Source organism: Flavonifractor sp. An82 (genome assembly GCF_002159265.1).
In the GTDB taxonomy this organism is placed as follows: domain Bacteria; phylum Bacillota; class Clostridia; order Oscillospirales; family Oscillospiraceae; genus Flavonifractor.
Window position 1 is genome coordinate 30,738 of sequence record NZ_NFHG01000001.1, and the last position, 22,213, is coordinate 52,950.

Here is a 22,213-nt window from a genome sequence, read left to right on the forward strand (position 1 = left end):
TACAACCTGATTTCAGGATGATCTCACAATCATTGGAGCTAAATTACCATACAACCTTCTTGGTTGTTTCACTACTCAACGCCTAGACGCACCTTATTACCGTTCAGATTGTTTAAATACCGCTGAATCGTCTGCGTGTTGGTCTGCGTTGCCTCACCTTGCTATCCTCACCTTGATTCACAACCATTAGGGGATAGCTCCAATAATCACGGTACTCTTGCGCCCCTCCGCTGGATGTGTCAGCCGGAACCGTTCTACTTCTATTGTGGCAAGGGCGTGCCAAATCAATAATTGTTCAACTGACCGCGACCACTCCGCGCATCAGCAAGACCCGTTCGCTTTGATAGCATGTGGAATCATACATCTGGTAGGAGTGAGGGGATTCGAACCCCCAGGCCGTAAAGCCGCAGCATTTTAAGTGCTGTGCGTAGACCATTCCGCCACACTCCTATATGCGGTTTAAAGTGGTCCCGAACTCCGGACTCGAACCGGAACGCTTTGCAGCACTGGTACTTGAGACCAGCGTGTCTACCAATTCCACCAGTTCGGGGTATTGTCAGGCTCACCAGAATTGCACTGGAGCACTTATGTCATGTAGCAGATGACATAAGCGAGACCCTTACCTGACTTTGATCTTATATAGCTAGAAAGGAGGGCGGCAAAGAAACATCAAGTTGCCGCTGGTGATGCCAACGGGATTCGAACCCGTGCTACTGCCGTGAAAGGGCAGTGTCTTGACCACTTGACCATGGCACCATATGGTGGAGCTGACGGGACTCGAACCCGTGACCCCCTGCTTGCAAAGCAGGTGTTCTCCCATCTGAACTACAACCCCATGGAGCTGGCGGCAGGAATTGAACCCGCGACAATCGGCTTACGATGCCGGTGCTCTGCCTGCTGAGCTACGCCAGCGAATTGGTGTGTTTGCAAAATCAATACACCACATCTAATGTTTCCTTTTGCATGATAACAATCTATTGATTATCTCTTCTTTAGTCCGTTCTTTTAACGAAAAAATTTTACCTCCGGCTGTCACAACTCTCTTTTTATTTGGAGTATATTCTTTCCATTGCGCCGATCCGGAAATTGTTCCATCAGATATACCGAAATTTTTTGCTGCTTCTTTAGCACTACCAAATATTTTATATAAAGTTCCGTCTAAATTATAGCAATAAACTTTTTTTGAAGTTTTTATCCCGGACCGACGCCCATTATCGCTATAGTTATTGTTGTAAGCAATTGTGCACCACTCCAAGTTCTCAACAAAGTTATTTGACTTATCCTCATCCTTGTGGTTGACGCATGGTAAGTTATAAGGGTTTGGAATGAACGCAAGCGCAACCGCCTTATGAGCAAGCATATTTTTTCGTTGGTGGTTTTTGAATAAGTTATATTGCTTATAACCGTCGGAAGTTAGGCTGTATTTTAAGGTTTTGTTGCTGTAAAAACTAAAAACTTCTCCATATTGGTTTACTTGATATAGTCCTTCATATCCAGGAATGTCCTTCCATAAATTTTCTTGATCTATACAATCACCCCGTTAATGTTATTTTTTTTAATTTGGTGGAAGCATCCGGGGTCGAACCGGAATCAGCCTATTATCTGTAGCTACGGGGTATAAGCCCGCTGTTTTACCATTAAACTATGCTTCCAGTTGGTGCCCGCGAGGAGATTCGGACTCCTGACCCGTTGCTTAAAAGGCAACTGCTCTACCTGCTGAGCTACGCGAGCATATGGCAGGGATGAGAGGATTTGAACCTCCGGATACGTGAGTCAAAGTCACGGGCCTTAACCGCTTGGCTACACCCCTGTATATTAGGAATAAGACGCATCTCATTCCTAAATCCCTGCGTCCGTAGATCATCGTATGCATCCGACTGGCTTTTACAGAAATGTAAATTGCCAACAGGGCAATGGCGGAACCATTCAGACTCGAACTGAAACACCTTTTTAGGCTACTGCGTGTTTAGCAAACACGTCCCTTACCAGTTAGGGTTATGGCTCCGTGTAGGCCTTTCAATTCTGATGCAATGGCCTACGTTCGATTATTTTGGGAGTGACGAACATTCTCCGCATGGAGCACCAGACGGGACTCGAACCCGCAACATCATGCTTGGAGGGCATACGATCTACCATTGAACTACTGGTGCATATGGTCTGAGTGGAGGGATTCGAACCCCCGGCCCCGTGAGCCCAGGTCACGTGCGCTACCAACTGCGCTACACCCAGATGTAAAATAAGTTACACAATATATATCGATGTCCTTAAGAATGACGCGCTATGCGCGTCATTCCGAATATAAAGACTTAAAGGCTTTGTATATCCGTTTCCATGCGATTTTTTGAGACCGATTTTTGAAAGAGATTCTTGCGTCGCGAATAATATCCTCATCGGTAATTTCTCCGGACGCCTTTTCGATATTGTAGAGTCTCCACATCGATCCGGACATATACAATCCCTTACTTGTCAAATCATAACACGTATCCGGGAAAACTTTTAGTTTGCCATTCAACGAACTAAGGTTTTGTCTGATCGTCGTTTCTTTGATCGTAGTTCCGTTGATTTCTTTCCAGCTCATATGTCTTTTTAAGAACTTATCAGATTGCTCAATTTCGAACATTGAATCCCCGGAAGAAAAGAGGTACCTTTGATATGCAACGAAAAATTTAATGAGACAATCTGGTATATCAACAACTCCAAAATAAGGAGTATTGATTTTATGATCTTCGATTGATACATCTGAGTCAAGCAAAAAAGGCAACTCTTCCGTAGAAACTCCAAGCCATACCAGAACAGCACATATAATAGTCCGTGCATCAACAAGCCCATCAGCACGTGTTAAAATTTCGCAAAGTTCTTTAGGACCAGCAACAAGTTTCGATGCAATTGCTTTGCGAATATCCATATCGCTTGGTTTTAAAGAAAGCAGCTCAACTTTATACGGAACATACAGACCACTTTCAACACACCATTCAATATAGTGCTTAATAATAGGCAATACATTTTGCATTGTGCGGTAGTTAATTGTATTCCCACTGGATATCGCATCTACAAGCTCTTCTTTTGTCGCTTCGCAAATATCTTTTTTGTATTTGAGCTCGTAAACAGTCAGCAAATGGTTGAATGTTTTGTTGCATCTGCTTGCCATATATTTATGGCCGCTCTCTTCCAAAAACTTCTTTTTCCGCTCTACAAACGGAGTTGGATCAATGTCATCTGCATCTTTGAAGCAGGAGCATGCCTCTTGTGCCTGGATGCCCATAGCAGGTGCCATAAATTCTGCGAGAGCAATCAACACTTTATTGGAAAATTTCCAGAGTGATTCTCCCTGCAGAATAGATGTTGCTTGCGCATTTGATAGCCCGATTTCATTCTTTACGTAGTCATACAGCTCGTTTCTAAAGTCAGCGCCACTCACAGCGATCATTTTTTCCATCTCGCTGATCATAGTGACTTGGCTATACACAGCCACCAAGAGACACCTCCTTTTTTGATATACACATTGTAACACAAGTATTTCTGTGTGTCAACATGAATATCGTTTTTTATATCGCTTTTATTTCGTCATCGTCCAAATAAATCGTCAATTTTATTGTCCCAGAAGAGTAGAAGACAACCATGTACGACTCATTCTCTGGCGAAATAACAGCTCGCACTTTCCGAGGTTTCAGAAAAAACAAATCCTTGCACAATGTAAATAGCTCTTTGCTCTTTATGTCGAATATTCGAAATCCAAAAAAGCTATACTGCCTAAGGACTTTTATTGGGACTTGGTATTGCTTTGCGTTTGTAACAATAGTCATTGCAGCCTCCTAATTGATGTTATTCAATGCTCCTATTGCTGATTCAACCAACTCCAACTTAGCGTCGGAATCGTCCTCATCCAAAGCATCGTCCAAATAGGAGATTGCCTCGTTCAGAAGATCGCTGGCCTCCTCTGAATCTTCATACCGTGATCCTCCCTGAAGGTTTTCAGGCATGTTGTCTCGGTACTCATCTTCTTCAAACAGAATGTCATTCAGATCTTCTAAGGCGTTTCTAATTTCCGGTGATTTCTTGCTCAGCATTTCGATACACTTTGCAATCTCTTTACGTCGTTTGTTATTCATCTCGATCCTCCTATATATTACATCAAAAACTGCGAGACTGTCAGGTAGGGTAGTGCAAATTCAAGAAGTGTCTCTTTCTCGTTTTTGAGTTTCCCATCGATAACATTCTCTAACAGCATAGACAACATCTTCCCGAGATTTGGACCTGGTTTAAATCCAATCTGAATTAAATCATTTCCGTTGACTGCTAAATCGCGAAGCGAAAAGCATTCGTTTGAATCATAAACATACTGTAACATCTCAGAGAACAAACGAACTTTAGCAAGTCTTTCAGATTGATTCACAGTAGATTGTGCATATATATCTGAGGCCCGCACAAATATGAGCATGTGCAACATATCTCGCCCGTGCTTATTAAGGCAACGCTTGATGTATGTTCGCTCACAATTGAAAGTGATATCATGATATTTTACAAGATGAGCAACATCTTCAATGATTCGATTCTCAAAACGGAGACGTGACATTACATCCCTGCAGATCGGTTCGCTTAATGCTGGATGTCCGTAAAAATGCCCGACTCCATTTTCATCCTCGGAGTATGAGTACGGTTTACCAGCGTCATGGAACAGCAATGCCAATCGAACTGTTTCATTTCTAGGCGCATAGTCTATCGCGTGCAGAGTGTGTTCGAACACATCATAAATATGGTATGGAGAATTTTGATGGAACCCATCCATATCACGAAGCTCTGGAGCAACTAAAAACAAAATGTTTTTGCACTGTCTTAAAATTTCAGCCGCATTGATCCCGACCACCATTTTACGAAGTTCAGCTTGTATTCTTTCCGCAGAAATGCCATTCGGAATATAATTAACAGACTGTATATAAGACAAGGTCTCTGCATCCATGTCAAATCCAAGGACCGACGCAAATCTCATAGCTCTCATAATTCTGAGCCAGTCTTCTCCGAAGCGATCAGCAGGGCGTCCTACACAACGCACGATTCTTTTGTTTGCATCAGAGACACCTCCAAAAAAATCGATAATGTTTCCATCATGACCAAGCGCCATGGCGTTGATCGTAAAGTCTCTCCTGGCTAAATCTTCCCGCAAATCTGACACAAACTCTACTTTTTTAGGATGCCGCCCATCTTCATATTCTCCATCAATTCTATATGTCGTGACTTCATACACTCCGTCATAAACAACAGACACGGTGCCATGCTTCAAACCAGTCTCTATGACATGTTTGTCTTTAAAAATATCCACGACCTGCTCTGGCTTTGCATTGGTACATATATCCCAATCATGGGGCTTTCGCCCCATGACAAGGTCTCTTACACACCCACCAACCAGATACGCCTCATATCCATACTGGTTAAGCCTGGCTAAAATCCGACTCGCTCCATCAGGAATGCTCCAGTTGTGTTGCATTCATGACCACCTCTTTATTGACCGCAAAAACAAATTCCTCAACCGCTTTCATGTCTGGGCTCTTAGGTAAATCGCTTGTTTCTACAGCGTAATTGAATCTCTTTTCAAGATCTGAAACAATTTCAAAAAATTCCGGGCGGTAGGAATGATCTGCTTTTTGGAACTCTCCAGCGCGAATTTTCCTGAGCAAAGGTAAATCATCTTTTCTGTTAGTGATGATATCTCCTTTTTCAAAGATATCAATAGCCTCTAAATAGAGGCGAACCAGATGCATTGCATGTTTGTTAAGATGATCATCATCCTTTTTGCTGTTTCTGTGGTTGAGTTTATCATAGTTTTTTGCTACCTCTGTCAGTTCGTTCATGATCCCGATGAATTCGCGCAATGGCATTTTTGACATTGATACATCAGCCATAATTTTAACATCGCACGGATCGTCGTTTAAATATAAACGAATCTGTTCTGGAGAGAAGGTTTTGTATCTGCATGGGAAAGTTTGCATTGCATTGTTGCAAGATCCCATAATATGGCGCTCTTTATCTTCGGCTGGATAATGGTCTCTAGCTAATGCGTTTTCCAAGCGACGCAATTGCTGAGTGGCATAACCGCCAAATGAATGAATCGCTCTTTTAGACAAAAACAGCTTTCTGTTTGCAATAATCTGTTCGCCAATTGGAGTCATTTTAAGATAGTGTTCAGGTAAACAGCCCAACATTTCAATAATGTTTGGATTGCAGTTACACGCCAGATGCACAAATTTATTGAATGCGTAAATTACTGTATCGGTTCCGCCATGCTGGAATTGCTCAAACGATGAAAGCCCAATCAGGTCTGAAGCGGACTGCATCGCACACCCTCGAACATCAATATCTGATGTTGGAGTATTTGTTCCATATGCATGGCTACCACCCATCACCAAGAACAACACATTGTCTCCAAGCCTTGGCTCTGTGGAGAGAAAGCTATATTCGGGGGACTGCAATATCTTACGGTAATCCATATAACCCTCCTTGTGTCCAATAAACAGTACCAAATGGTGATAAGAAAACAAGGAAATCGAACATTTGTATTATAACGTGCGATTTCCTAAAATGCAACCCTAATTTTTTCTTGCGTTACTGATCAGTGCATTGCCGCATGTGATGCGGTCGCTATCTTCTTCATACGACGGCACAAACACAATAACATCCCATCCATGGTCGAGAAGGGGAGCTTCGAACTTACTGTAAACGGAATATTTCTGGTAAGAATCCCCTACATCAAATCCTGAGAGAAGGGCCGTTGAAGTCTGATGGATAGGCGTAATTTTTACAACAAATTTGTCTTTGTCAAATAGATCGTCCAAAACGCTTGGATCTAAAATTGTCTCATTGGTCACGGCGAAGTTCAATGTATATTTTCTGCCAACGGGGGAGGGGAGAGTGTCTGCTAATCTTGAAATTGCACGAAGTCGCATAGACATTCCGTTAAACTGTTTATCCCGTTGCGCATCGTCGGTGCTATTAATGCTAAATTGAAGACCGGCTTCTCCACCCCGAGCGTTGTTTTTGATGTCACACCAATATCGCACAAAATCTTCAGCCATCATATTGCTACGCGGGAGCATAGTAGATACGACTGGATGAATTGTATCTGCCTCCAACCCGCATTCTGCTACCAGGGCATCCAGCTTGTCTTCGGTAAACGACAGCACATTTGGATTAAAAGTAGGTTCCCCCATACGCGCAAAATGAACATTAAATCTCGCAGTTTTTTTGATTTGTTCACCATGAATGATTGTTTTAATCTGATACCCAAGGTCATCTTCAGAACAATTGCCATGAAACCCAAACAAAGGCACATCACAAAATCCGCAATGCATGGGGCATCCTTTTTGTGTGCTGATTGTAGCAACCCACTTATCAGCAAGATCTACATCATGGTGCTCAACGCCTTCGATTTCCTTTGTGTATCCAAGAAAGTTTGCTTTTATATTATTCTCTTTCCCGTAGTCTCCAACAGTTAAAAACTCAAGGCTTCTATCTCTGTCTACATAAATTTTACCGGTATGGGTTTTAACAATTTCCATAATTACTCCTATTTTAAATATGAATAATCTTATTGTACAAAACTTGAAAATGATCGGTTATTTGCATATCTTGGTGGTAATGGCCACAAAACCATTTTGTCTTCGGAGACATCCTCTTAATGAGTTGCAAAAAATCTGTAAGTTGGTCACTCCTATAAGATGTGCTTATTTTATTCAAAAGTGATGTTGGAGCACAGTGGGTAATAACATAGTCAATATCCCAACCAACACTCTCTAAATTGCGAATGGCTTCAGCATATTCTGAATCGGAAGGCATCTCTTCTGGCCACCAATCAATGCCTTTTACTCTGAACATGCTGCCATTCCGGCGCATCCTCCAGTAAGTTGTGCTGAAGTCAAGATCATCGGGGTCCAGTATTCCATCCCACACATCATGGGATGCAGCTCCGCCCATCGTAAAAAATTTCTTCCCGGCGATGTTAAATACCTGTCCTCTCATAAGGTGAAGAATGTTTTCTCTGAGAACATGAACCTTTCCGCCTTTCCATTCGTCGCAAGGGAAAGAATTGAGCAGGTCGAAATTTTCATGGTTGCCGTCAACAAACAGCAGCGTAAATGGTTTAGACTCAATCCAGTCAAGCCAATACTGATCTCTACGGCTACCATCCCAGACTCCGCCAAAGTCTCCACAAATGATTACGAAGTCTTCTCTTGTTAAAAACTTTCCTTCTGTGAAACGGCTATTCCCAAATTTACTAAAATCGCCGTGTGTATCTCCTGTGATGTAAATCATATTCGGTATCACTTCGCTTCTTTCAGATCTCCATCGTAAATATAAATAGGCCCACTTGAAGAATAATACGGAGACATGTAGCCATATCTTCATCTCATATCGTTTATTTAAATATATCGCAATCTCGTCTTCTGAGAGATTTTCAAGAGCGCTGGAAACTGCTTCTCCGTATGTCTCCAGAAGATCGCACACATCATGTCTCCTTATAAAATTAAGATTTTATCTATCCATTTTTGCGCCACAATTTGGGCAGTGGGGCGGCATCCAATCAGCCCAGATATCTGCATCAAGATCTTTGAACTTGTCTTGCTTACAAACTGGGCATATTCTATTCCCAGGCTCCCACCGACCATGCGCCACTGGAACAACGTCGGCAGATAACATACCAGCAATAACTCCTTTTACCAAGCTGTATTGGACTAAATCCGGGTTTACTGTTCTCGGCATACGCCGTATTTTTTCGATTGTGTCTTTTTTATTGATGTATTCGATCATTTATTCCTCCGATTGCCGCAACGTCCGTTACCGTTCTCCTGCCAATGTGTCTTCGGAAGCTTCAAGGCTTGTATAATACGGATGTTCAAGTTTCCCGTTTTGAGACAACATAGATAAACAAAACGCCTGTTCTTCCGCAAAAACATTTCTGTATTCGCACCCTTTACATTTTTGCTTTGTATAACAATCTCCAGGAAACTCGCAGTCGTCATAAACTCTCCAGACTGGAGATCCAACCTTGCACGGCGACACCACACACCGCCCGTCCCGGTCAGCCTCTACCAGCTCCCGTAGGCGGTCTAGGTCGTAGTCTTCGCCTAGGATGTCCTCTATGTCAGCCAAGCGTATAGCTATTTTTTCAAGCCAATCTTTTCGAGGAATATATTTTAAATTGATCTGTTGGGATATACAATCCGTTGGGTTCCCGTTCTGGTCTTTATGGCGATATGTCAACCGCTCCACACTCACTCCTCCTTTATATCTATCCCCACTCACTACATCCGCCGTTATATTTCCATACACAACGATCACACATACCGTAACATAGCTTATGATTCAATGCTTATTCCTCTCTTATACCGGACCATTCTGATTCTTTTTCCCATGTTGTAATAGCGTAAATGTTATCACGCAACGCGGCATACATATCGTATTGGATTAGCGGGTAGATTTGATCATCAACGAAATCAGAAAGATCGCCAACAGCATTGGATACACCATCCAACTCTTTGATGGCTGCATCCCTCTCTTTTTCTGCCTTATCTGCTCGTGTCTTTTCTGCGTTTAATTGATCCATAAGTCTCGGAATCAAAGGGCAATGAGCCGCAGGTATAGCAGTGCAAAAGCCTCCAACTTCCGTACAATTTCCGTTTTCGTGCATCGAGTCGCACATAAGGCAGTTAGGCTTCATAGCCTCCAACAACCGATCTCTGTCTTGCTCTATTGCTTCTGCACGAGCTTCTGCTATCCTTAATTTTGTTTTTGTTGCTTCAAGATCCGCACTGTCCATTGCCGCAAAAGCATCGACCATCTGATCATAGTAAATATCTTTCTGTTCCAATTCGTACTCCGCTGCCTCAGCACGCTCCTTAAAACCATTAGCGGCGTTTCGTAACGCTTGGTTTTCTATCAATAGGTTTGCGATAGCAGAAGAGGCCAGCTTCGTTATGGTACATTCGAACTCATGATCCCCGGCATACACGCAGTCTGCGCAGTTTTGCTGACACCCATAAAGTAAATCATCTGATAGTTTCTTATAGTCCATAATTAACCATCTCTTTTCACACAAAGAGGACATGGATGCGAACAAAATGTCACCTGTCCACTCTGTTTGCAGATGCCACAGCCTTCTCCGTACTTATTCATAATCCACTGATCATCACGCCAATAGATACATTCACCGCAAGTCCCCACTGTTTACACCCCAATCCTCTTCTCCAGCTCGGCCCAGGCGTCCGGCGTTCTTGGCCTGCCGCATCGTTCACAATACTTGTGAATGGAAGATTCCCACTTGGAATATCTATGGCAATCTTTGCAGTAATCCGCATCACCAAACACTTCGTCCGCATTGTGGTCACAGGTCGCACAGTTATTTCGGCACATTTCACCGCACGGCTTCCACGCCTCCCGATCGATGTGGGCGGGCTGGTAGGCGTACAGAGTCAGTCCGTTGTACTTAACGTCTAGGTCGCAATAAACGCCCCGGAAAAACGGAATATTCGCCCACATCCCATCAGGGTCAATGTGGATTATGCCCCATTCCTTTTGCTCTTCGCACCATGCAGGCTGACCGTCCATCTCTCGCAGTTGCTCCATAGTAAGAGGTTCCCCGGTCAATTTATTCCGCAGAACATCCGCCGCAACCCGGCACGCTGCATCCAACAGTCTCATACGCTCCACCGGAGAATCCGCGTATGGGTTCAGCGCTTCCCGTGTGGTATCCGGGTCAAGAATCCGGGCCGCTTCTTCATGTGTCATCGACATTCACATCAACCTCCAGCCAACTGTTATAAAACGGATCTTTTATCTGAGTTTATTTTAAAAAATCTCCCACCAGTAATCAAAACATCGCTTGTATCCAGATTTACCGCTGCCGTATTCTGATCCATGCCGCAATCGGCGATTGGAAAATTTTTTGTAAAACTTTTTTCTGTTTGAATGTCTTGCACGTTTTACGTATTTTCCAACAGGCGTCCAAACACCATCAACATAATCATAATCCACATAGCCAGATACAGAAGAAACGGCGCCAATGATAATTGCATTTATCAGTTTTTCTTTCTTCTTTTTCGTCATAGATCTACGGTGGGCTAATCCAGAAGTGCGTCTACCTTGCTTTTTTTGAGGTTTAACATAGAGGAAAGCGTCTTCGCAATAGTCTCCAATAAAAAATGCATGTCCTATTTTGTCACAGCAGAGATGATCAAATTGAAATTCACCATATTCTTTTTCTAATGCTAGTCTTCTTTCCAGATCATCTTTTGAGATAAGTGGACATTCGTCACACAAAAAGCAATATTGTTCTGAGATTTTAATCAAAATCAACACCCTTTAGGAACCCACTCCGTTACCGTAATGGTCTTTTCATATGTTTTCTTCTCGACTTCTACAGGCTGACTGTAAAATTCGTTTTCTTGACATTCTGTCAGACCCTCTTCCCAGTCGATAGAAAAATATCTTCCTTTCAGAGATATAATGGTGGTAGCAGATCGAGTCCACCGGCGATTTTCGCCATAGCCAGTTTCGATCTCACATCCATAAACAAGTTCGCTCAGCTCGCTCCGTGTTAGTTTTTCTTTGCGATCGATCTTATCAATAATGATTTCATCAAAATGCTCTTCATAATATTGAAGCTCGATGGCTTTGGCTTCTGTGGCTTCTCTCTCGGCCTGTTCCTTTTTGCGCTTTTCCTCCAACGCCTTTAGATCTCTCTCTTTTTGAGTAGGGAGCCGCTGGACGCAAGATAGATTCATATCTCTCCAAGACATGCCATGAGAATTAAGGTTCCAGACGATTGGATTAGTGTCAATATTATCGTTCCAGAATGCATCCATTTGAGCTTCAGTATATCCAGACGCTTTCATCCATTCTTTTTGCTCTTCTGTAGGAGTTTTGCGTGGAGTTTTCATGTTTTTATACCTCGTTGTCCATAATATTTGGCGCAGAATAATTGAACAACAACCTTATATGTGATATATTGTAAGACATCCTTTAAATAAAAATTAAGGGAGTTGTTCTTGTGATTAGTTTTGAAACATTTTTTGTAGCTATTATTTCGATTGTAGTTGCCTATATATCAATCGTCATATCTTTAACATTAGAACGAATCAAGAAAGAAGAATTTCCAATAAAGAAATACCTGATCTTGGTGAGCGTTGCGTTTTTTGGATTGGTAATTATGTCGAGCATCGTATATCATATTGGGAATTCAGAAAGTGCTAATATAACATCTAACAAATTCTTTCAGCCAGTCGTTGATTTTTTGTTAAATAGTAGGCTGTTCCCGTTTTATAGGCCTGAATTTTACCAAGACTACTTTGTGTTAGTGTATATTGTTGGCCTTGTTTCATTTAGTTGGCTTTCTATTGTTGCCTTTTCCCAAATGTTGCTATTTAATCCGGATATTTTTAAAACTATAGTGGTTGTATGCCTCTTTTTTATATTTTCTTTTGTAGCCATAAATGTGGAGTTCTTGGTGTCGTCGTTTATATATAATGTTCTTTCTTGGATTGATATTTGGGTTGTGGTTGTTGGAAACATATTGGTTAATCTCATTATAGGCGGAGCTATAGTTTATCTGTTTGTTAGAACGCTTGACTAATTTACTTGCTTTTTATGAGTTCAAGCCGATCGGCTGCAGCGACTAATAAGTCTTTTGGAACAAAGCACGATGAGCCCATCTTTCCGTTCCTGTGCGTTGCTCCATATCTCCTGAGCTCGTCGATCAATTGTTGTGTGCTCCCCTCATACTGGGGTTGGAAATATTCTCCACAAGTAGAGCAATAATAAGCCCCAAAGTATGAATTATATGACACCAGATTCCCGCATTTTTTGCAGAGCAACATCATACTTACCTCCAGTAACAATAGAGGCACCGGTGCCCACACCGATTCTTATGAGAAAGAAGTTCAGTCTTCCCGGCATAACACAAACAATTTCTTCTTTGGTGCCCTGTAGGCATATCTTCTGGTTCCAAGCCAAGCAACTGCAGGTCATATGCCGATATACAACCACATTGCAGAGCATGAGTTAGCCCAGGTTCCGCACATGACTCAAGCCGTAAAGAGCAACCGTGTCCATTTGTCTCCCAGAAGAGCCTGGCACAAGCAAGCAGCTCATCCACCATCTCGACCTGTACAGGCAACGGTGAAAAACGATTTTCTCCGTAGGGGAGAGGAAGGCCTGCGTCAACAAACCGAGATCTTACATGCGGGTACATATCAATAATGCTTACCCGAAACCTATTGAATCCATTTTCGATGAACGATGTAAAGACGTTGTATGCGGTTTCGATGCCTTTAACTGTTGGTACAATAGGGTCAACACGAATAACAACTTTCTCTTTCGGGAAACCGCTCTCAATTAAGCGAATGAGAGCATCATAGTTGTCATATGGATAGGGAACACAGGGTTCTAATACAGTTCCTCCATAGCCGGTAAATGTAGCATGTACAATTACCTTATCTTTGTTGCGCAATACAGCATCGTAGAAAGAAGGAGAGATGCATTTTGTGATCAGTATTGCGCCATCGACCGCTGAAAGCTTTGGCTCCCAAGAAAGGTCAAGACCGGCGTCTCCGGCTTCTGTAATTCCAATTTTATATTTTGGCATTATGAAAATTCACCACTTTGTTTCTATATTGTCATGTTGGTAAATTGATCACTCAACAGGATGGCGCGGCCATCTACCCAAGCGTAAATAGATCCATATGTTGTATCGTAAAATGAATCACCGCCATTGAGATGAATTCCAGTTCTGTGAATATATTCTGTTGCAGATTTTTCTCTTTGAGTTCTGAGTAAATTTATTTTTTCTTTCAGTATAGCAAGATCTCGCTCTATCTCTATGGCAAGGGGCTCGCACGAGTTTGGGACTCCTAGAACCTTATGTGATATCATTAAACTGTTGATATTTGTATAAGACATATATTCTCCTCTTCTTGTTTTTTGATTTTCTGTACGCCCATCTTGCGCAAGACCTGATCTTTTTGGATGACCAATCTGGATGCTTAGCTTTGATTCTGGCGTATATAAACATAAAAAGATCGATTTTCATAACTATAAAATCTACCTTTTACATTCCTTTCTTATCTCTATAATTGATAAGATGATGAGCAACAGATATTGCTTTCTCATCGTAGAGGGGGAGGTTGTATCCAGTAGATGGGTCAAAATCCTTGTATGCCTCAGCATAACAACACTGCTTTGCTATCTCCGGATATTGGTCCTGCAATTGCTTCAGCTCGACCGCCCAAGCCGCCCAAGTAGAGTCTGGGATTAGGTTATCGTTCAACCGATAATAGATAATGCTATGGACTAAGATCTGGCGGCGGCGACGCCCGATCAGCTCTTTTATTTTTTCATCCATGATTTTGCAGTACGTAAAAAATCTTCTTTTTCAATTTCATATATTTTGTCATCGTGTAAATTACCTGCTAAATCCTTAGCCCTTTTTCGTCTCACTCCAATAACTCTTCCGCCAAATTTTTTACACAATCTATCGTAGCTTTTCTCTGCCGGATTTCCACAAACCACACTCCATTCAATCACATTCATTCCAAATTTAACAAAACAATCACATATTACCTGCCATATCGCTTTACCAAATGTATACTTGTCGTTTGAAAAATTGATAGCTCCAAACCACATTGCAACTCTTATGTCAGTATCAACAGAATATCCTATATACCCTAAGAGTTCATCGCTGTCGTTTAATACGGCAAAATATCTTTTTTGATATCCGTCAGATCCATCTCCTATAAAAAAGTCATGCCGTTCGCATCCACCAAAATAATATTGGTACTTTTCATCGTACCAAACTTCCCACATTTTTCTCCGTATTTGCTCTTCATAAATCTTTGCATTTACTAATTTCATAAAACTATCCTCTTATTGGCCTTCATACTCTTCATACAAAAAGTTATAGTGTATTAGTGTTTGATAATTCCTGAGACATATATCGCACTTCCGTGTTTCTCTTATCACGATCTCCGAAGCATTATATGCCTACGATCCATCGTTTTTAAAATATACTTCCATATCATTTCTCCTTTTAATTTATTGCGGAGTGTACTTGCCAGAACGCGAGACAGACTCTACATGGCCAGAACGCACGTCATTCATGAAGATATCACTATATTCCACTTTGTACGCGAACCTGCTTCCAAAATACACGAAGCACGGCTGATCGCAGTTCAAAGGAATAAACACATAGGTATTTTCAGTGGTCATGGCTTGGCCTCCAATGCCACCAAATCCCAAAGCAGTGCTGCCCCATGTCTGTTCAAAAACATACACATCAAAATCGTCTATATGCGCATGCCGATCTCTAGCATAATCAAAACGACAAGGGAGATCTTCTTCAATATTGAGAAGTTGCTTTGCCATACGAGTTAATTTGTTAGACATACGTACCTCCTATTACGAACCGCACTTATTCCATTCATCTACTGCCTCTTCTAGCGTGTCAAACACGAGGCCACCAAGCGTTTCGTTATCTCCGTCTGTACAAAGAATACATTCGCCCCATCCTTCATGGTGCAGGCCATAAGTAAGGCCGCTCCATGGATCGGACTCATATTCACAGCCAATACGACCTTTATAATTCCCTTCATCATCATGCACACCGATATAAACAACGTCCTTTTTGCAGAACGGACAAGTATGGAGATCAACCTGTCTATCTCTCATTTTTATCATCCTCCATTTTTAAATCTTTCGGCCAACTCAAACACGCTCTTCCCAACGCCCTTCATCGGGCGCTCTGTTTTCTTTTGTAGGGCTTCTAAACGGCTCCAGTATTCTGGTAGGTACGTGTAGATGTTCCGCAGCTCCTTCAGGTTCTTATTTGAACAACACCAGCAGGAAACCCGATCCAGGATGTCATAAAGTCTGACGAGGCCTCTTTCCGTTTCTTCCTCCCAGAAGAAGCCCCTGTCATAGCAATATCTGAGGCAGTCCGCCTCTGTCATTCCGCGTATTGCAAGCGGGAAGATCTTGTTCCCGACCCGTTCTTTCTCTAGCCGGACCTTTTCATCCGCAGCGATCCCCACATACTCAGCGGAACCTTTGCAGTATCGCTCTACAACAGAGAGCTTGTCTCTCGTTCCCCAGCGGCATCTTCCGCCGCACCAAGAGTAACCATAGTGGAAGCCATTCCTGCCGTTTACGGGTTTCTCAAACATCTTCCACTCGAAGTCGTACATAGGTTTTAGGATAGTAAACACTATGCCCTTCTCGTCCAACAGTTTTTTGACTTGATCTCTAATTTTGTAGATGGCCGAGAACTCCATCCCCGTATCATAGAACACAACTTCGTCCAGCGGCCAACCTTCCTCCATGAGCAACAGCAACATTGCCAAGCTGTCCTTGCCAAAACTTACACTTGCTATGTGCTTCACACCGACCACAAACCAAGCTGGATGCGGTCAACAGCTTAATCCTCCCATGCTACCGGCCTATAGGGCTTTCACGCAGCAACAAGCGGTTTTACGCCGGACTTATCAATCCTCCGGCAACCTGGTCTACCAGGATTGGTGTTAGCTCCTTTCTCTGTTCTTTTTGCAGAAATCTTGAATCTGCTCAAACTCTTTATTTTTTTCTGCTTCTCGTTCTAAGTATTCATCAATTCGGTTCAATGCCCATTGCAATCTGCTCGATTCAGTCCAACCAGATCCAATCACAATTTCCTCATCAACTATTTTTTTCTTTTTGAAGAATATGCCAAACGTCTTTTCTTTTTGAACAACTTCCGACACGCTCACAAAAGGCAACCCAAAATAAGCTTCAGTCCAAAACTCTATTTTAAAGATTCTGCCTTGAACTGTAGTGTAGCCAGTCTGCAAATCTAACTTTTTCATAAATCACTCACCCATAGAAGAGTCCAAGTGCCATTAAATAAAGCATCTTTTGGATATCCGGATCATCAAGATTCGTCCCCGTGTATTCGAAAGTATCTGAATCCATTTCAAGGCTTGCTACGACTCCATCCGGGCCAACTTTTTCAAACTTGGTTTTATCCCCTCCGTCAACATAAGAAAATTCCCAGCTGTAGTCGTTCATCTTAATTCCATTTGTTGTATTCAATACTTTTGTAAAAAGAATCGAAACCTTTTCAAGAATAGTTTCATCATCATCGCATTCTTGAATTCCCGCAAATCTCATCATGTGTCTAATGTCAAAATTATTATACATAAACCCTCCAATAAGTATAAAAAGGAGAACCCCGCCCCAACGGCAGGGCTCTCAAAACATTACTCTACGTTCTTCACGCCCGGATTTACGATCACACTAGCACTTTCTCCAGCCTGCACAGTAGGCAACTTGCCGTCCCACTTATCGATCCACATCTGCTGGATATACGCATCAGGCATATTCTGCAGGGCCTCACGAGTGATGCGCATTGCCTCAGCTTCGCCCTGGGCTCGAGCAATAGCGGCATTGGCCTCAATCTTTGCCACTTCGGCCTCCTGCTCAGCCTTCACAACAGCCGTCTTCTTCTCCTGTTCTGCACGCAGCGCATCCTGTTCGGCCGTCATCTTAGCCTCTACGGACGCCTCAAAAGCATCAGAAAAATCAATGTCCTGTACGATGACGGACGTAAAAGTCACATGATACAGATCCTCAAGAGTTTTAACCTCATCAGCAACCTCGGCAGACAGAGTGGAACGATTCTCCAAGAGGGTCATTGCACTATACTTTGCAAACACAATCTTTGCCTTTTCCTGCACAACGTTGTCGAGCTTGGTTTCCAGAATCTCATAGGAACCGTACTCTTTCGCTACATCCATGACTCGATCAGGATTCAGAGCATACTGGAATTCGATGGATGCGGTCATGGGCTGTGCATCCTGCGTATAAGATGCAAACTGAGCCTGGCGAATGTGTACGCGAAGGTCATACTTAGTTACGGTGTCAGAAATGGGGTTCACCAAATTAAGACCAGAGGTAATCTTACCGTTGATCTCTCCAAAAGTACGGACAACGCCGACCTCAGTAGAGTCAATAATCTGGATTCCGCTCAGCAAAAAGGCCACTACGAGGATAACAGCCAAAATACCTGGAATGATCAAGCGTAACCGGCCAAACACTTTTACATATTCTTGGTCGGCCGAGCTCCTTGAATTTGAACAATACTTCTTTGCGGCGCTGAACAAACAGAACGCCACGACGCCCAGCACAATAAGGACGACCATCAGAACAATCATACTTTTACTCCTTGTTTTTAATATTTAATGAAGGCATATGCCAATCATTACACAATTACAATAGGCTTTCGATATAGCTACGATCCTGCGTAAAAATAGGGATGTCAATATCAATAAGCCACCGGCTTCGGATCACCTCAGTCTCCTCACCAGTTTTTCTGTTTTTTACAATCGCAGACTCTCTTACTTTTCTACAGGCAGAACCGCGTTTATAAGCAATAGGGAAGTCATTCCAATTGATTCCCTTTTCAATAAACAACATATCCTGAATCTGGTTGCAGGATTTCCCATGGAGTTGCTTCGCGCTGAAATATGCTTGGCCAACAGACTCAATGCTATTTCTTGTGGCGTCTTGTTGTCTCCAAATCAAACAATTGCAAACCTCTTCTTTTGGGATTGAAAATACACGCGAATCAAACATTGCAGAAGAAAATTTACTGCAGTATATGTCCGCCATCTTGATAAGCGCGGGATCTACAGGCTGATTAGTGCCACCTTCATCCCAACCAGGAAGATGATCCCGACCCCACTCATCAACATTTTCAGAAAAGAATTTATTGAATGCCAGCGTTGCCATGCTTGCGCTTACGCTACACATTTTCTGGACGTTGTAACCAAACCATGCATCTGTAGTGATGGTTGCATAATCAGTGAGAATGAGAGTGATTTCATCAGATTGCGTATATCCGAACACACAACCCTGCACATTCTCACACAGATACTTCATTGTCTGCCTCATGCTTTTAAGGAGAACTTCATCAAAAGGTCTTTCCATTCCTCTTGTAAAAGTGTGGAATGCTTTTCCATCAACACGGACAATGACGGGAACTCGTCGTGTTAAATAGTTTCTTTGGATATTTTCGTATCCTTTCATCCGATCTCCGAGAGAGTCTTTCTTGTTGCTCACATTGATTCTCCTTTATTATTTTTGACTTTCAATAACAGTAACGGTACCTTCAAACATCCCCCAAGCACTAGATTGCTCAAAAACATAAGTTTCTGCAAATTCATCAGCTCGCATAGGACGGGTTAAGTACCACAGAGAATCATCCTTCCATGTAATCATTTCGAGCTTTTCACCAGGATCGAGTTCAACGACCATATCGCCGCCAAAATTCTTCACCATTTCCTGAGTAGTGCAACTAGTTAAAAATAGCGAAGCTACCAAAGCAATGCAAACAAACAAAATCAAAATTTTTTTATTCAGCATCTTATAATTGAACTCCTTTTATTGTTTTTGATAAATCACCACATCCAAATTATCAAGATATAGATGAATCAAATCAGATACAATTTCCCATTTTCCGTTCGCTAATCCGCACCCAATCCCGTGCGGTATTGCAATTGTTTTACTTTGGCATCGGTCTGCAATAGATCTTAGACATGTCTCAAAATGCGAATAGCTTGTATAGCATATATGATGGCAACGTCCATAATTCAATTGAGCAAAAATATTCGCAACATATCTTCCATCTCCAATGGAGACGTACTGGACTTTCCCCATCAGATCATATGGCGTAGTAAACTTATTGCAGTATTTGTGGTATTCTGTTTTCACAACAGGCCATTTAGTGTAAATAGCTTTAGCTAATCCGGAACCCATTACATTTTGACAGTTTACTTGCTGGACAATGATGTCCTCATTAGAGTTTAAAATATCTCCCGTAATGTACCTAATCATCTTTCCTCCAAAGACCATCAAATGAATCATCGACACTATAGTTTTTCATACAGGTTGGGCACGTTAGATGCGATACCGCGCGACGAGATCTTCCTGTTTTAACTAAATGTCCATACTCAATTCTTGTTTCTTCTTCTATAAACCAGATCGGGATCAACGAATCTCCGCAGTATTCACACACACCGTAGCGATCACCATTACTCGCCATATGTGATATAACGCCCCTCTCGTTCGGCTGCCGATATCATCTCGATCACACGGCTAATGCCAAGCGACTCAATCTGCTCCTTCAGAAGGTAATCAATAGAATCCGGGTTCACTGATCTATCATCCCAATATTCATTTGCCCCGATTTTACGCGGGGAGTTACCAAACCCTTTCTTCCATTCATCCGTACTATCGTTAACAGCAGAGAAGTACAGACCATGTTCTGCGCACGCAGCAAGAGCATCGTCTAGAAGCTTTCCTTCCCGGCACGTCCAGAGAACCAAGTCCGCTCCATTGAGCTGTTCCTCCAGCGCCTTTTCGATAACACGCATCCTAGGCTCTCCAATCGAGGGGAACCTGTTCTCAAAAAGCGTTCCGTCAAAATCTATCGCAATAACCTTATTCATTGATCATCCTCCGCTCCCATAATTGCTTCACATGCGGGGCATCTTATGCTGTTTGCTGTCCAAATTCCCACCGGATACCCACAGTTCGTACAATTCCATATTGATTGACCAGTGGAACGAGATAAATCCAATTGAATCTCCCATTTTGCATGAATAACAGGAGCGTAAATCATCTTATTTGCGCCGCTTATTAGGACTAACAACAAAAGACCATTCATACACATCGTCTACATACAGTAGATCAGCCCAACACACCTTTCCACCATATTCACGACCCTTCTCGTGTGGGCACTTGCGTTTGTCATAAAAATCTTCTCCGCAAATAGAGCATTGAACTTTGTTGACTGCACAACCAACACTTATCTCTTTCTTGATCCCATTCTCAATTTCTTCAATCAGTGGTTTGGTATATTCAGATTTGACGATATACGCATATCCTTTTAGGTAACAGAGAGGGTCTCCAGCAACCGTAATGGTTGTTTCATCTGTTACTAATTCAGTCTTAAAAATGCGGGCATTTTGCCGTGATGTAATCCACTGATGATCAAAGATTCCACTCATGCCGATAAACATAGAAGCCAATTCATTTAGCGTGTCTACGGGGAATCGTTCGCTGTCACGATCAATTTCGTTGTCACATAAGCGGATAGAGAAAACATACACTTCGTCCGCAGAAAGTGGACGATGGCTTATTTTGTTGATTAGATTCAGATTATCAGCACTAACTGCCTGTTCACTGGTTTCGGTTCCTGTACTTGCTTCCAAAAACTGAATTGCCTGTGTCACACAGTCAGAAAAAAATGCGCCAATCTTCTCGGTCAAAAAATCTGTGTTGCAAGATCGTAGCCCATCGATAATTTCTTTTTTAGTCATTGATCTTTCCTTTACAAACCCTTTATTTCTTCTTCCACTTATCGCAGCTGAAGCATGGCTTTAGCGATACACCAAGCATCGGACTGTTCTTATTGGTACATTTACCGTTCTGGCACCAAAAACAAGTTTCACATTTCTCCATCAAATTCTCCTTGCAGAACCCTGTTTATCTCCGCCATTCCATTTCCAATTATCTTTGGCTAAAGGGTTCTGATATTGAAAATACTCATGTTTGCATTCTTCACATGGGCCTTCGTTATGATTCGGAGTGTAGCTTTTACAAGCTGGACAATACCCATGTAGTTGCTGTATTGCGGCATCTCTTTCCTTCTTTACCTCCGCATTGCGACGCTTTTCCTCTTTAAGCATCTGAGATAGCTCAGACACTTCGATGGCGAGTTCCATAGACTTAGCGGAATTTTCATCCAAGCGAATAGGGGAGAGACCACAATATAAAGCCTGATTTTCGTAATACAATTTAATGATTGCATCTGCACAATCAGCTGTCATTTTTGGGATGCATTTGTTCATATCGTTCCCGGAGTAATAGATGCACCCACTTTTACACTTATCAATACCATGACTTTTCCCGCATAACGCAATTGATTCAGCTATCTTGATGTAATCCAAGCTCAGGCCTCCTCTGCCGGCATCTCGAACCAACGCAATGCATATTCTTCGCTCGGCACCCCGTCTTCGCACAAATCAGCAATCATGTTAATGAGCCGTTTCGACATCTGAAGGTTATCCATACTACGAATAACATCCCCTCGTGACATAGGAACTGCACTATGACAAATGTCAGGTTTACACTTACACAT

29 protein-coding genes and 11 tRNA genes are annotated in these 22,213 nt (G+C 42.3%); 1 reads left to right on the top strand and 39 read right to left on the bottom strand.

The features are described 5' to 3' along the window. Positions 1–365 precede the first annotated feature (365 nt). The 24 genes from B5G34_RS00160 to B5G34_RS00270 form a co-directional block, all read right to left on the bottom strand. Positions 366–450: transfer RNA gene (locus tag B5G34_RS00160), tRNA-Leu, on the bottom strand. Positions 451–465: 15 nt separating this feature from the next. After that, a tRNA-Leu gene (locus B5G34_RS00165) sits at positions 466–550 on the bottom strand. Positions 551–681: 131 nt separating this feature from the next. Further along, positions 682–756 (bottom strand) — tRNA-Glu (locus tag B5G34_RS00170). Positions 757–759: 3 nt separating this feature from the next. Beyond that, a tRNA-Ala gene (locus B5G34_RS00175) sits at positions 760–835 on the bottom strand. 1 nt (position 836) lies between these two features. After that, positions 837–912 (bottom strand) — tRNA-Thr (locus B5G34_RS00180). A gap of 34 nt (positions 913–946) precedes the next feature. Further along, a complete protein-coding gene (locus B5G34_RS00185; RefSeq protein WP_087333419.1) occupies positions 947–1,360 on the bottom strand; it encodes an NUMOD1 domain-containing DNA-binding protein in 414 nt (137 codons plus the stop codon). Positions 1,361–1,561: 201 nt separating this feature from the next. Further along, positions 1,562–1,652: transfer RNA gene (locus B5G34_RS00195), tRNA-Ile, on the bottom strand. 3 nt (positions 1,653–1,655) lie between these two features. Continuing rightward, positions 1,656–1,731: transfer RNA gene (locus tag B5G34_RS00200), tRNA-Lys, on the bottom strand. 3 nt (positions 1,732–1,734) lie between these two features. Continuing rightward, positions 1,735–1,810 (bottom strand) — tRNA-Gln (locus tag B5G34_RS00205). A gap of 104 nt (positions 1,811–1,914) precedes the next feature. Next, positions 1,915–2,005 (bottom strand) — tRNA-Ser (locus tag B5G34_RS18600). A 70-nt stretch (positions 2,006–2,075) separates the two neighbouring features. Further along, positions 2,076–2,150 (bottom strand) — tRNA-Gly (locus tag B5G34_RS00210). Between the two features lie 3 nt (positions 2,151–2,153). Further along, a tRNA-Pro gene (locus B5G34_RS00215) sits at positions 2,154–2,229 on the bottom strand. A gap of 58 nt (positions 2,230–2,287) precedes the next feature. Beyond that, positions 2,288–3,472 (bottom strand): hypothetical protein, encoded by a 1,185-nt coding sequence (locus B5G34_RS00220; protein WP_140397129.1) that lies wholly within the window; start codon positions 3,470–3,472, stop codon positions 2,288–2,290. Positions 3,473–3,812: 340 nt separating this feature from the next. Continuing rightward, complete coding sequence (locus B5G34_RS00230; RefSeq protein WP_087333425.1) at positions 3,813–4,109, bottom strand: hypothetical protein; 297 nt, start codon at positions 4,107–4,109, stop codon at positions 3,813–3,815. A 17-nt stretch (positions 4,110–4,126) separates the two neighbouring features. After that, the gene (locus B5G34_RS00235) at positions 4,127–5,482 is read right to left on the bottom strand and encodes an HD domain-containing protein (protein WP_087333427.1); all 1,356 of its coding nucleotides are present in this window, start codon (positions 5,480–5,482) and stop codon (positions 4,127–4,129) included. After that, positions 5,457–6,482, bottom strand: coding sequence for a nucleotidyltransferase domain-containing protein (locus B5G34_RS00240; RefSeq protein ID WP_087333429.1), 1,026 nt, complete (start codon positions 6,480–6,482; stop codon positions 5,457–5,459). Before B5G34_RS00240 ends, B5G34_RS00235 begins: the two co-directional genes overlap by 26 nt. 99 nt (positions 6,483–6,581) lie before the next feature. After that, on the bottom strand, positions 6,582–7,550 hold the full coding sequence (locus B5G34_RS00245) for a Fe-S-oxidoreductase (protein ID WP_087333431.1): 969 nt from the start codon (positions 7,548–7,550) through the stop codon (positions 6,582–6,584). 13 nt (positions 7,551–7,563) lie between these two features. Continuing rightward, complete coding sequence (locus tag B5G34_RS00250) at positions 7,564–8,496, bottom strand: metallophosphoesterase (protein WP_343286543.1); 933 nt, start codon at positions 8,494–8,496, stop codon at positions 7,564–7,566. A gap of 27 nt (positions 8,497–8,523) precedes the next feature. Further along, the gene (locus B5G34_RS18180) at positions 8,524–8,799 is read right to left on the bottom strand and encodes a hypothetical protein (protein ID WP_140397130.1); all 276 of its coding nucleotides are present in this window, start codon (positions 8,797–8,799) and stop codon (positions 8,524–8,526) included. A gap of 27 nt (positions 8,800–8,826) precedes the next feature. Then, positions 8,827–9,261, bottom strand: a complete 435-nt coding sequence (locus tag B5G34_RS00255; protein ID WP_087333433.1) for a hypothetical protein — start codon at positions 9,259–9,261, stop codon at positions 8,827–8,829. Positions 9,262–9,361: 100 nt separating this feature from the next. Further along, on the bottom strand, positions 9,362–10,063 hold the full coding sequence (locus tag B5G34_RS00260) for a hypothetical protein (RefSeq protein ID WP_087333435.1): 702 nt from the start codon (positions 10,061–10,063) through the stop codon (positions 9,362–9,364). Between the two features lie 152 nt (positions 10,064–10,215). Then, positions 10,216–10,782, bottom strand: coding sequence for a hypothetical protein (locus B5G34_RS00265; RefSeq protein ID WP_087333437.1), 567 nt, complete (start codon positions 10,780–10,782; stop codon positions 10,216–10,218). A 54-nt stretch (positions 10,783–10,836) separates the two neighbouring features. Beyond that, the gene (locus tag B5G34_RS18185) at positions 10,837–11,337 is read right to left on the bottom strand and encodes a hypothetical protein (protein ID WP_162609380.1); all 501 of its coding nucleotides are present in this window, start codon (positions 11,335–11,337) and stop codon (positions 10,837–10,839) included. Between the two features lie 2 nt (positions 11,338–11,339). Then, positions 11,340–11,927, bottom strand: coding sequence for a hypothetical protein (locus B5G34_RS00270; protein WP_087333439.1), 588 nt, complete (start codon positions 11,925–11,927; stop codon positions 11,340–11,342). A 110-nt stretch (positions 11,928–12,037) separates the two neighbouring features. Between B5G34_RS00270 and B5G34_RS00275 the strand changes: the two genes are divergently transcribed. Continuing rightward, a complete protein-coding gene (locus B5G34_RS00275; protein WP_087333441.1) occupies positions 12,038–12,619 on the top strand; it encodes a hypothetical protein in 582 nt (193 codons plus the stop codon). A gap of 249 nt (positions 12,620–12,868) precedes the next feature. Here the strand turns inward: B5G34_RS00275 and B5G34_RS00285 are convergent, their stop codons facing one another. From B5G34_RS00285 to B5G34_RS00350, 15 genes are all read right to left on the bottom strand, one after another. Continuing rightward, entirely contained in the window at positions 12,869–13,630 is a 762-nt protein-coding gene (locus tag B5G34_RS00285; protein WP_087333447.1) for a DUF1848 family protein, read from the bottom strand. A 23-nt stretch (positions 13,631–13,653) separates the two neighbouring features. Then, on the bottom strand, positions 13,654–13,944 hold the full coding sequence (locus B5G34_RS18190; protein ID WP_140397132.1) for a hypothetical protein: 291 nt from the start codon (positions 13,942–13,944) through the stop codon (positions 13,654–13,656). 148 nt (positions 13,945–14,092) lie between these two features. Next, entirely contained in the window at positions 14,093–14,386 is a 294-nt protein-coding gene (locus B5G34_RS00290) for a hypothetical protein (RefSeq protein WP_087333449.1), read from the bottom strand. Further along, positions 14,371–14,895, bottom strand: coding sequence for a hypothetical protein (locus B5G34_RS18195; RefSeq protein ID WP_140397133.1), 525 nt, complete (start codon positions 14,893–14,895; stop codon positions 14,371–14,373). The genes B5G34_RS00290 and B5G34_RS18195 overlap by 16 nt, the downstream gene beginning before the upstream one ends. A gap of 180 nt (positions 14,896–15,075) precedes the next feature. Then, on the bottom strand, positions 15,076–15,426 hold the full coding sequence (locus B5G34_RS00295; RefSeq protein ID WP_087333451.1) for a hypothetical protein: 351 nt from the start codon (positions 15,424–15,426) through the stop codon (positions 15,076–15,078). Between the two features lie 12 nt (positions 15,427–15,438). Beyond that, positions 15,439–15,708 (bottom strand): hypothetical protein, encoded by a 270-nt coding sequence (locus tag B5G34_RS00300; RefSeq protein WP_140397134.1) that lies wholly within the window; start codon positions 15,706–15,708, stop codon positions 15,439–15,441. Positions 15,709–15,713: 5 nt separating this feature from the next. Further along, positions 15,714–16,427 (bottom strand): phosphoadenosine phosphosulfate reductase family protein, encoded by a 714-nt coding sequence (locus B5G34_RS00305; protein ID WP_275532281.1) that lies wholly within the window; start codon positions 16,425–16,427, stop codon positions 15,714–15,716. 129 nt (positions 16,428–16,556) lie between these two features. Then, positions 16,557–16,877 (bottom strand): hypothetical protein, encoded by a 321-nt coding sequence (locus B5G34_RS00310; RefSeq protein WP_087333456.1) that lies wholly within the window; start codon positions 16,875–16,877, stop codon positions 16,557–16,559. 7 nt (positions 16,878–16,884) lie between these two features. After that, positions 16,885–17,211 carry a hypothetical protein gene (locus B5G34_RS00315; RefSeq protein WP_087333458.1) on the bottom strand — a complete coding sequence of 109 codons (327 nt, stop codon included), beginning with the start codon at positions 17,209–17,211 and terminating at the stop codon, positions 16,885–16,887. Positions 17,212–17,270: 59 nt separating this feature from the next. Next, positions 17,271–18,224, bottom strand: a complete 954-nt coding sequence (locus B5G34_RS00320; protein ID WP_087333460.1) for a prohibitin family protein — start codon at positions 18,222–18,224, stop codon at positions 17,271–17,273. Positions 18,225–18,279: 55 nt separating this feature from the next. Continuing rightward, positions 18,280–19,131: a tRNA(His) guanylyltransferase Thg1 family protein gene (locus B5G34_RS00325; protein WP_242956723.1), complete on the bottom strand. Its 852-nt coding sequence runs from the start codon at positions 19,129–19,131 to the stop codon at positions 18,280–18,282. A 15-nt stretch (positions 19,132–19,146) separates the two neighbouring features. After that, positions 19,147–19,434 carry a hypothetical protein gene (locus tag B5G34_RS00330; protein WP_242956725.1) on the bottom strand — a complete coding sequence of 96 codons (288 nt, stop codon included), beginning with the start codon at positions 19,432–19,434 and terminating at the stop codon, positions 19,147–19,149. A gap of 668 nt (positions 19,435–20,102) precedes the next feature. Further along, positions 20,103–20,519 carry a hypothetical protein gene (locus B5G34_RS00340; RefSeq protein WP_204245884.1) on the bottom strand — a complete coding sequence of 139 codons (417 nt, stop codon included), beginning with the start codon at positions 20,517–20,519 and terminating at the stop codon, positions 20,103–20,105. Positions 20,520–20,693: 174 nt separating this feature from the next. Then, entirely contained in the window at positions 20,694–21,392 is a 699-nt protein-coding gene (locus B5G34_RS00345; RefSeq protein WP_087333464.1) for a hypothetical protein, read from the bottom strand. A 141-nt stretch (positions 21,393–21,533) separates the two neighbouring features. Continuing rightward, the gene (locus tag B5G34_RS00350; protein ID WP_087333465.1) at positions 21,534–22,022 is read right to left on the bottom strand and encodes a hypothetical protein; all 489 of its coding nucleotides are present in this window, start codon (positions 22,020–22,022) and stop codon (positions 21,534–21,536) included. Between the last annotated feature and the right edge of the window lie 191 nt (positions 22,023–22,213).

Coding starts and splice junctions, on each gene's coding strand:
- B5G34_RS00185 (WP_087333419.1), bottom strand. CDS start 1,360: ATGCTTGCTCATAAGGCGGTTGCGCTTGCGTTCATTCCAAACCCTTAT.
- B5G34_RS00230 (WP_087333425.1), bottom strand. CDS start 4,109: ATGAATAACAAACGACGTAAAGAGATTGCAAAGTGTATCGAAATGCTG.
- B5G34_RS00235 (WP_087333427.1), bottom strand. CDS start 5,482: ATGCAACACAACTGGAGCATTCCTGATGGAGCGAGTCGGATTTTAGCC.
- B5G34_RS00240 (WP_087333429.1), bottom strand. CDS start 6,482: ATGGATTACCGTAAGATATTGCAGTCCCCCGAATATAGCTTTCTCTCC.
- B5G34_RS00245 (WP_087333431.1), bottom strand. CDS start 7,550: ATGGAAATTGTTAAAACCCATACCGGTAAAATTTATGTAGACAGAGAT.
- B5G34_RS18180 (WP_140397130.1), bottom strand. CDS start 8,799: ATGATCGAATACATCAATAAAAAAGACACAATCGAAAAAATACGGCGT.
- B5G34_RS00260 (WP_087333435.1), bottom strand. CDS start 10,063: ATGGACTATAAGAAACTATCAGATGATTTACTTTATGGGTGTCAGCAA.
- B5G34_RS00265 (WP_087333437.1), bottom strand. CDS start 10,782: ATGTCGATGACACATGAAGAAGCGGCCCGGATTCTTGACCCGGATACC.
- B5G34_RS00270 (WP_087333439.1), bottom strand. CDS start 11,927: ATGAAAACTCCACGCAAAACTCCTACAGAAGAGCAAAAAGAATGGATG.
- B5G34_RS00285 (WP_087333447.1), bottom strand. CDS start 13,630: ATGCCAAAATATAAAATTGGAATTACAGAAGCCGGAGACGCCGGTCTT.
- B5G34_RS18190 (WP_140397132.1), bottom strand. CDS start 13,944: ATGTCTTATACAAATATCAACAGTTTAATGATATCACATAAGGTTCTA.
- B5G34_RS00290 (WP_087333449.1), bottom strand. CDS start 14,386: ATGGATGAAAAAATAAAAGAGCTGATCGGGCGTCGCCGCCGCCAGATC.
- B5G34_RS18195 (WP_140397133.1), bottom strand. CDS start 14,895: ATGAAATTAGTAAATGCAAAGATTTATGAAGAGCAAATACGGAGAAAA.
- B5G34_RS00295 (WP_087333451.1), bottom strand. CDS start 15,426: ATGTCTAACAAATTAACTCGTATGGCAAAGCAACTTCTCAATATTGAA.
- B5G34_RS00300 (WP_140397134.1), bottom strand. CDS start 15,708: ATGAGAGATAGACAGGTTGATCTCCATACTTGTCCGTTCTGCAAAAAG.
- B5G34_RS00310 (WP_087333456.1), bottom strand. CDS start 16,877: ATGAAAAAGTTAGATTTGCAGACTGGCTACACTACAGTTCAAGGCAGA.
- B5G34_RS00315 (WP_087333458.1), bottom strand. CDS start 17,211: ATGTATAATAATTTTGACATTAGACACATGATGAGATTTGCGGGAATT.
- B5G34_RS00320 (WP_087333460.1), bottom strand. CDS start 18,224: ATGATTGTTCTGATGGTCGTCCTTATTGTGCTGGGCGTCGTGGCGTTC.
- B5G34_RS00330 (WP_242956725.1), bottom strand. CDS start 19,434: ATGCTGAATAAAAAAATTTTGATTTTGTTTGTTTGCATTGCTTTGGTA.
- B5G34_RS00340 (WP_204245884.1), bottom strand. CDS start 20,519: ATGAATAAGGTTATTGCGATAGATTTTGACGGAACGCTTTTTGAGAAC.
- B5G34_RS00345 (WP_087333464.1), bottom strand. CDS start 21,392: ATGACTAAAAAAGAAATTATCGATGGGCTACGATCTTGCAACACAGAT.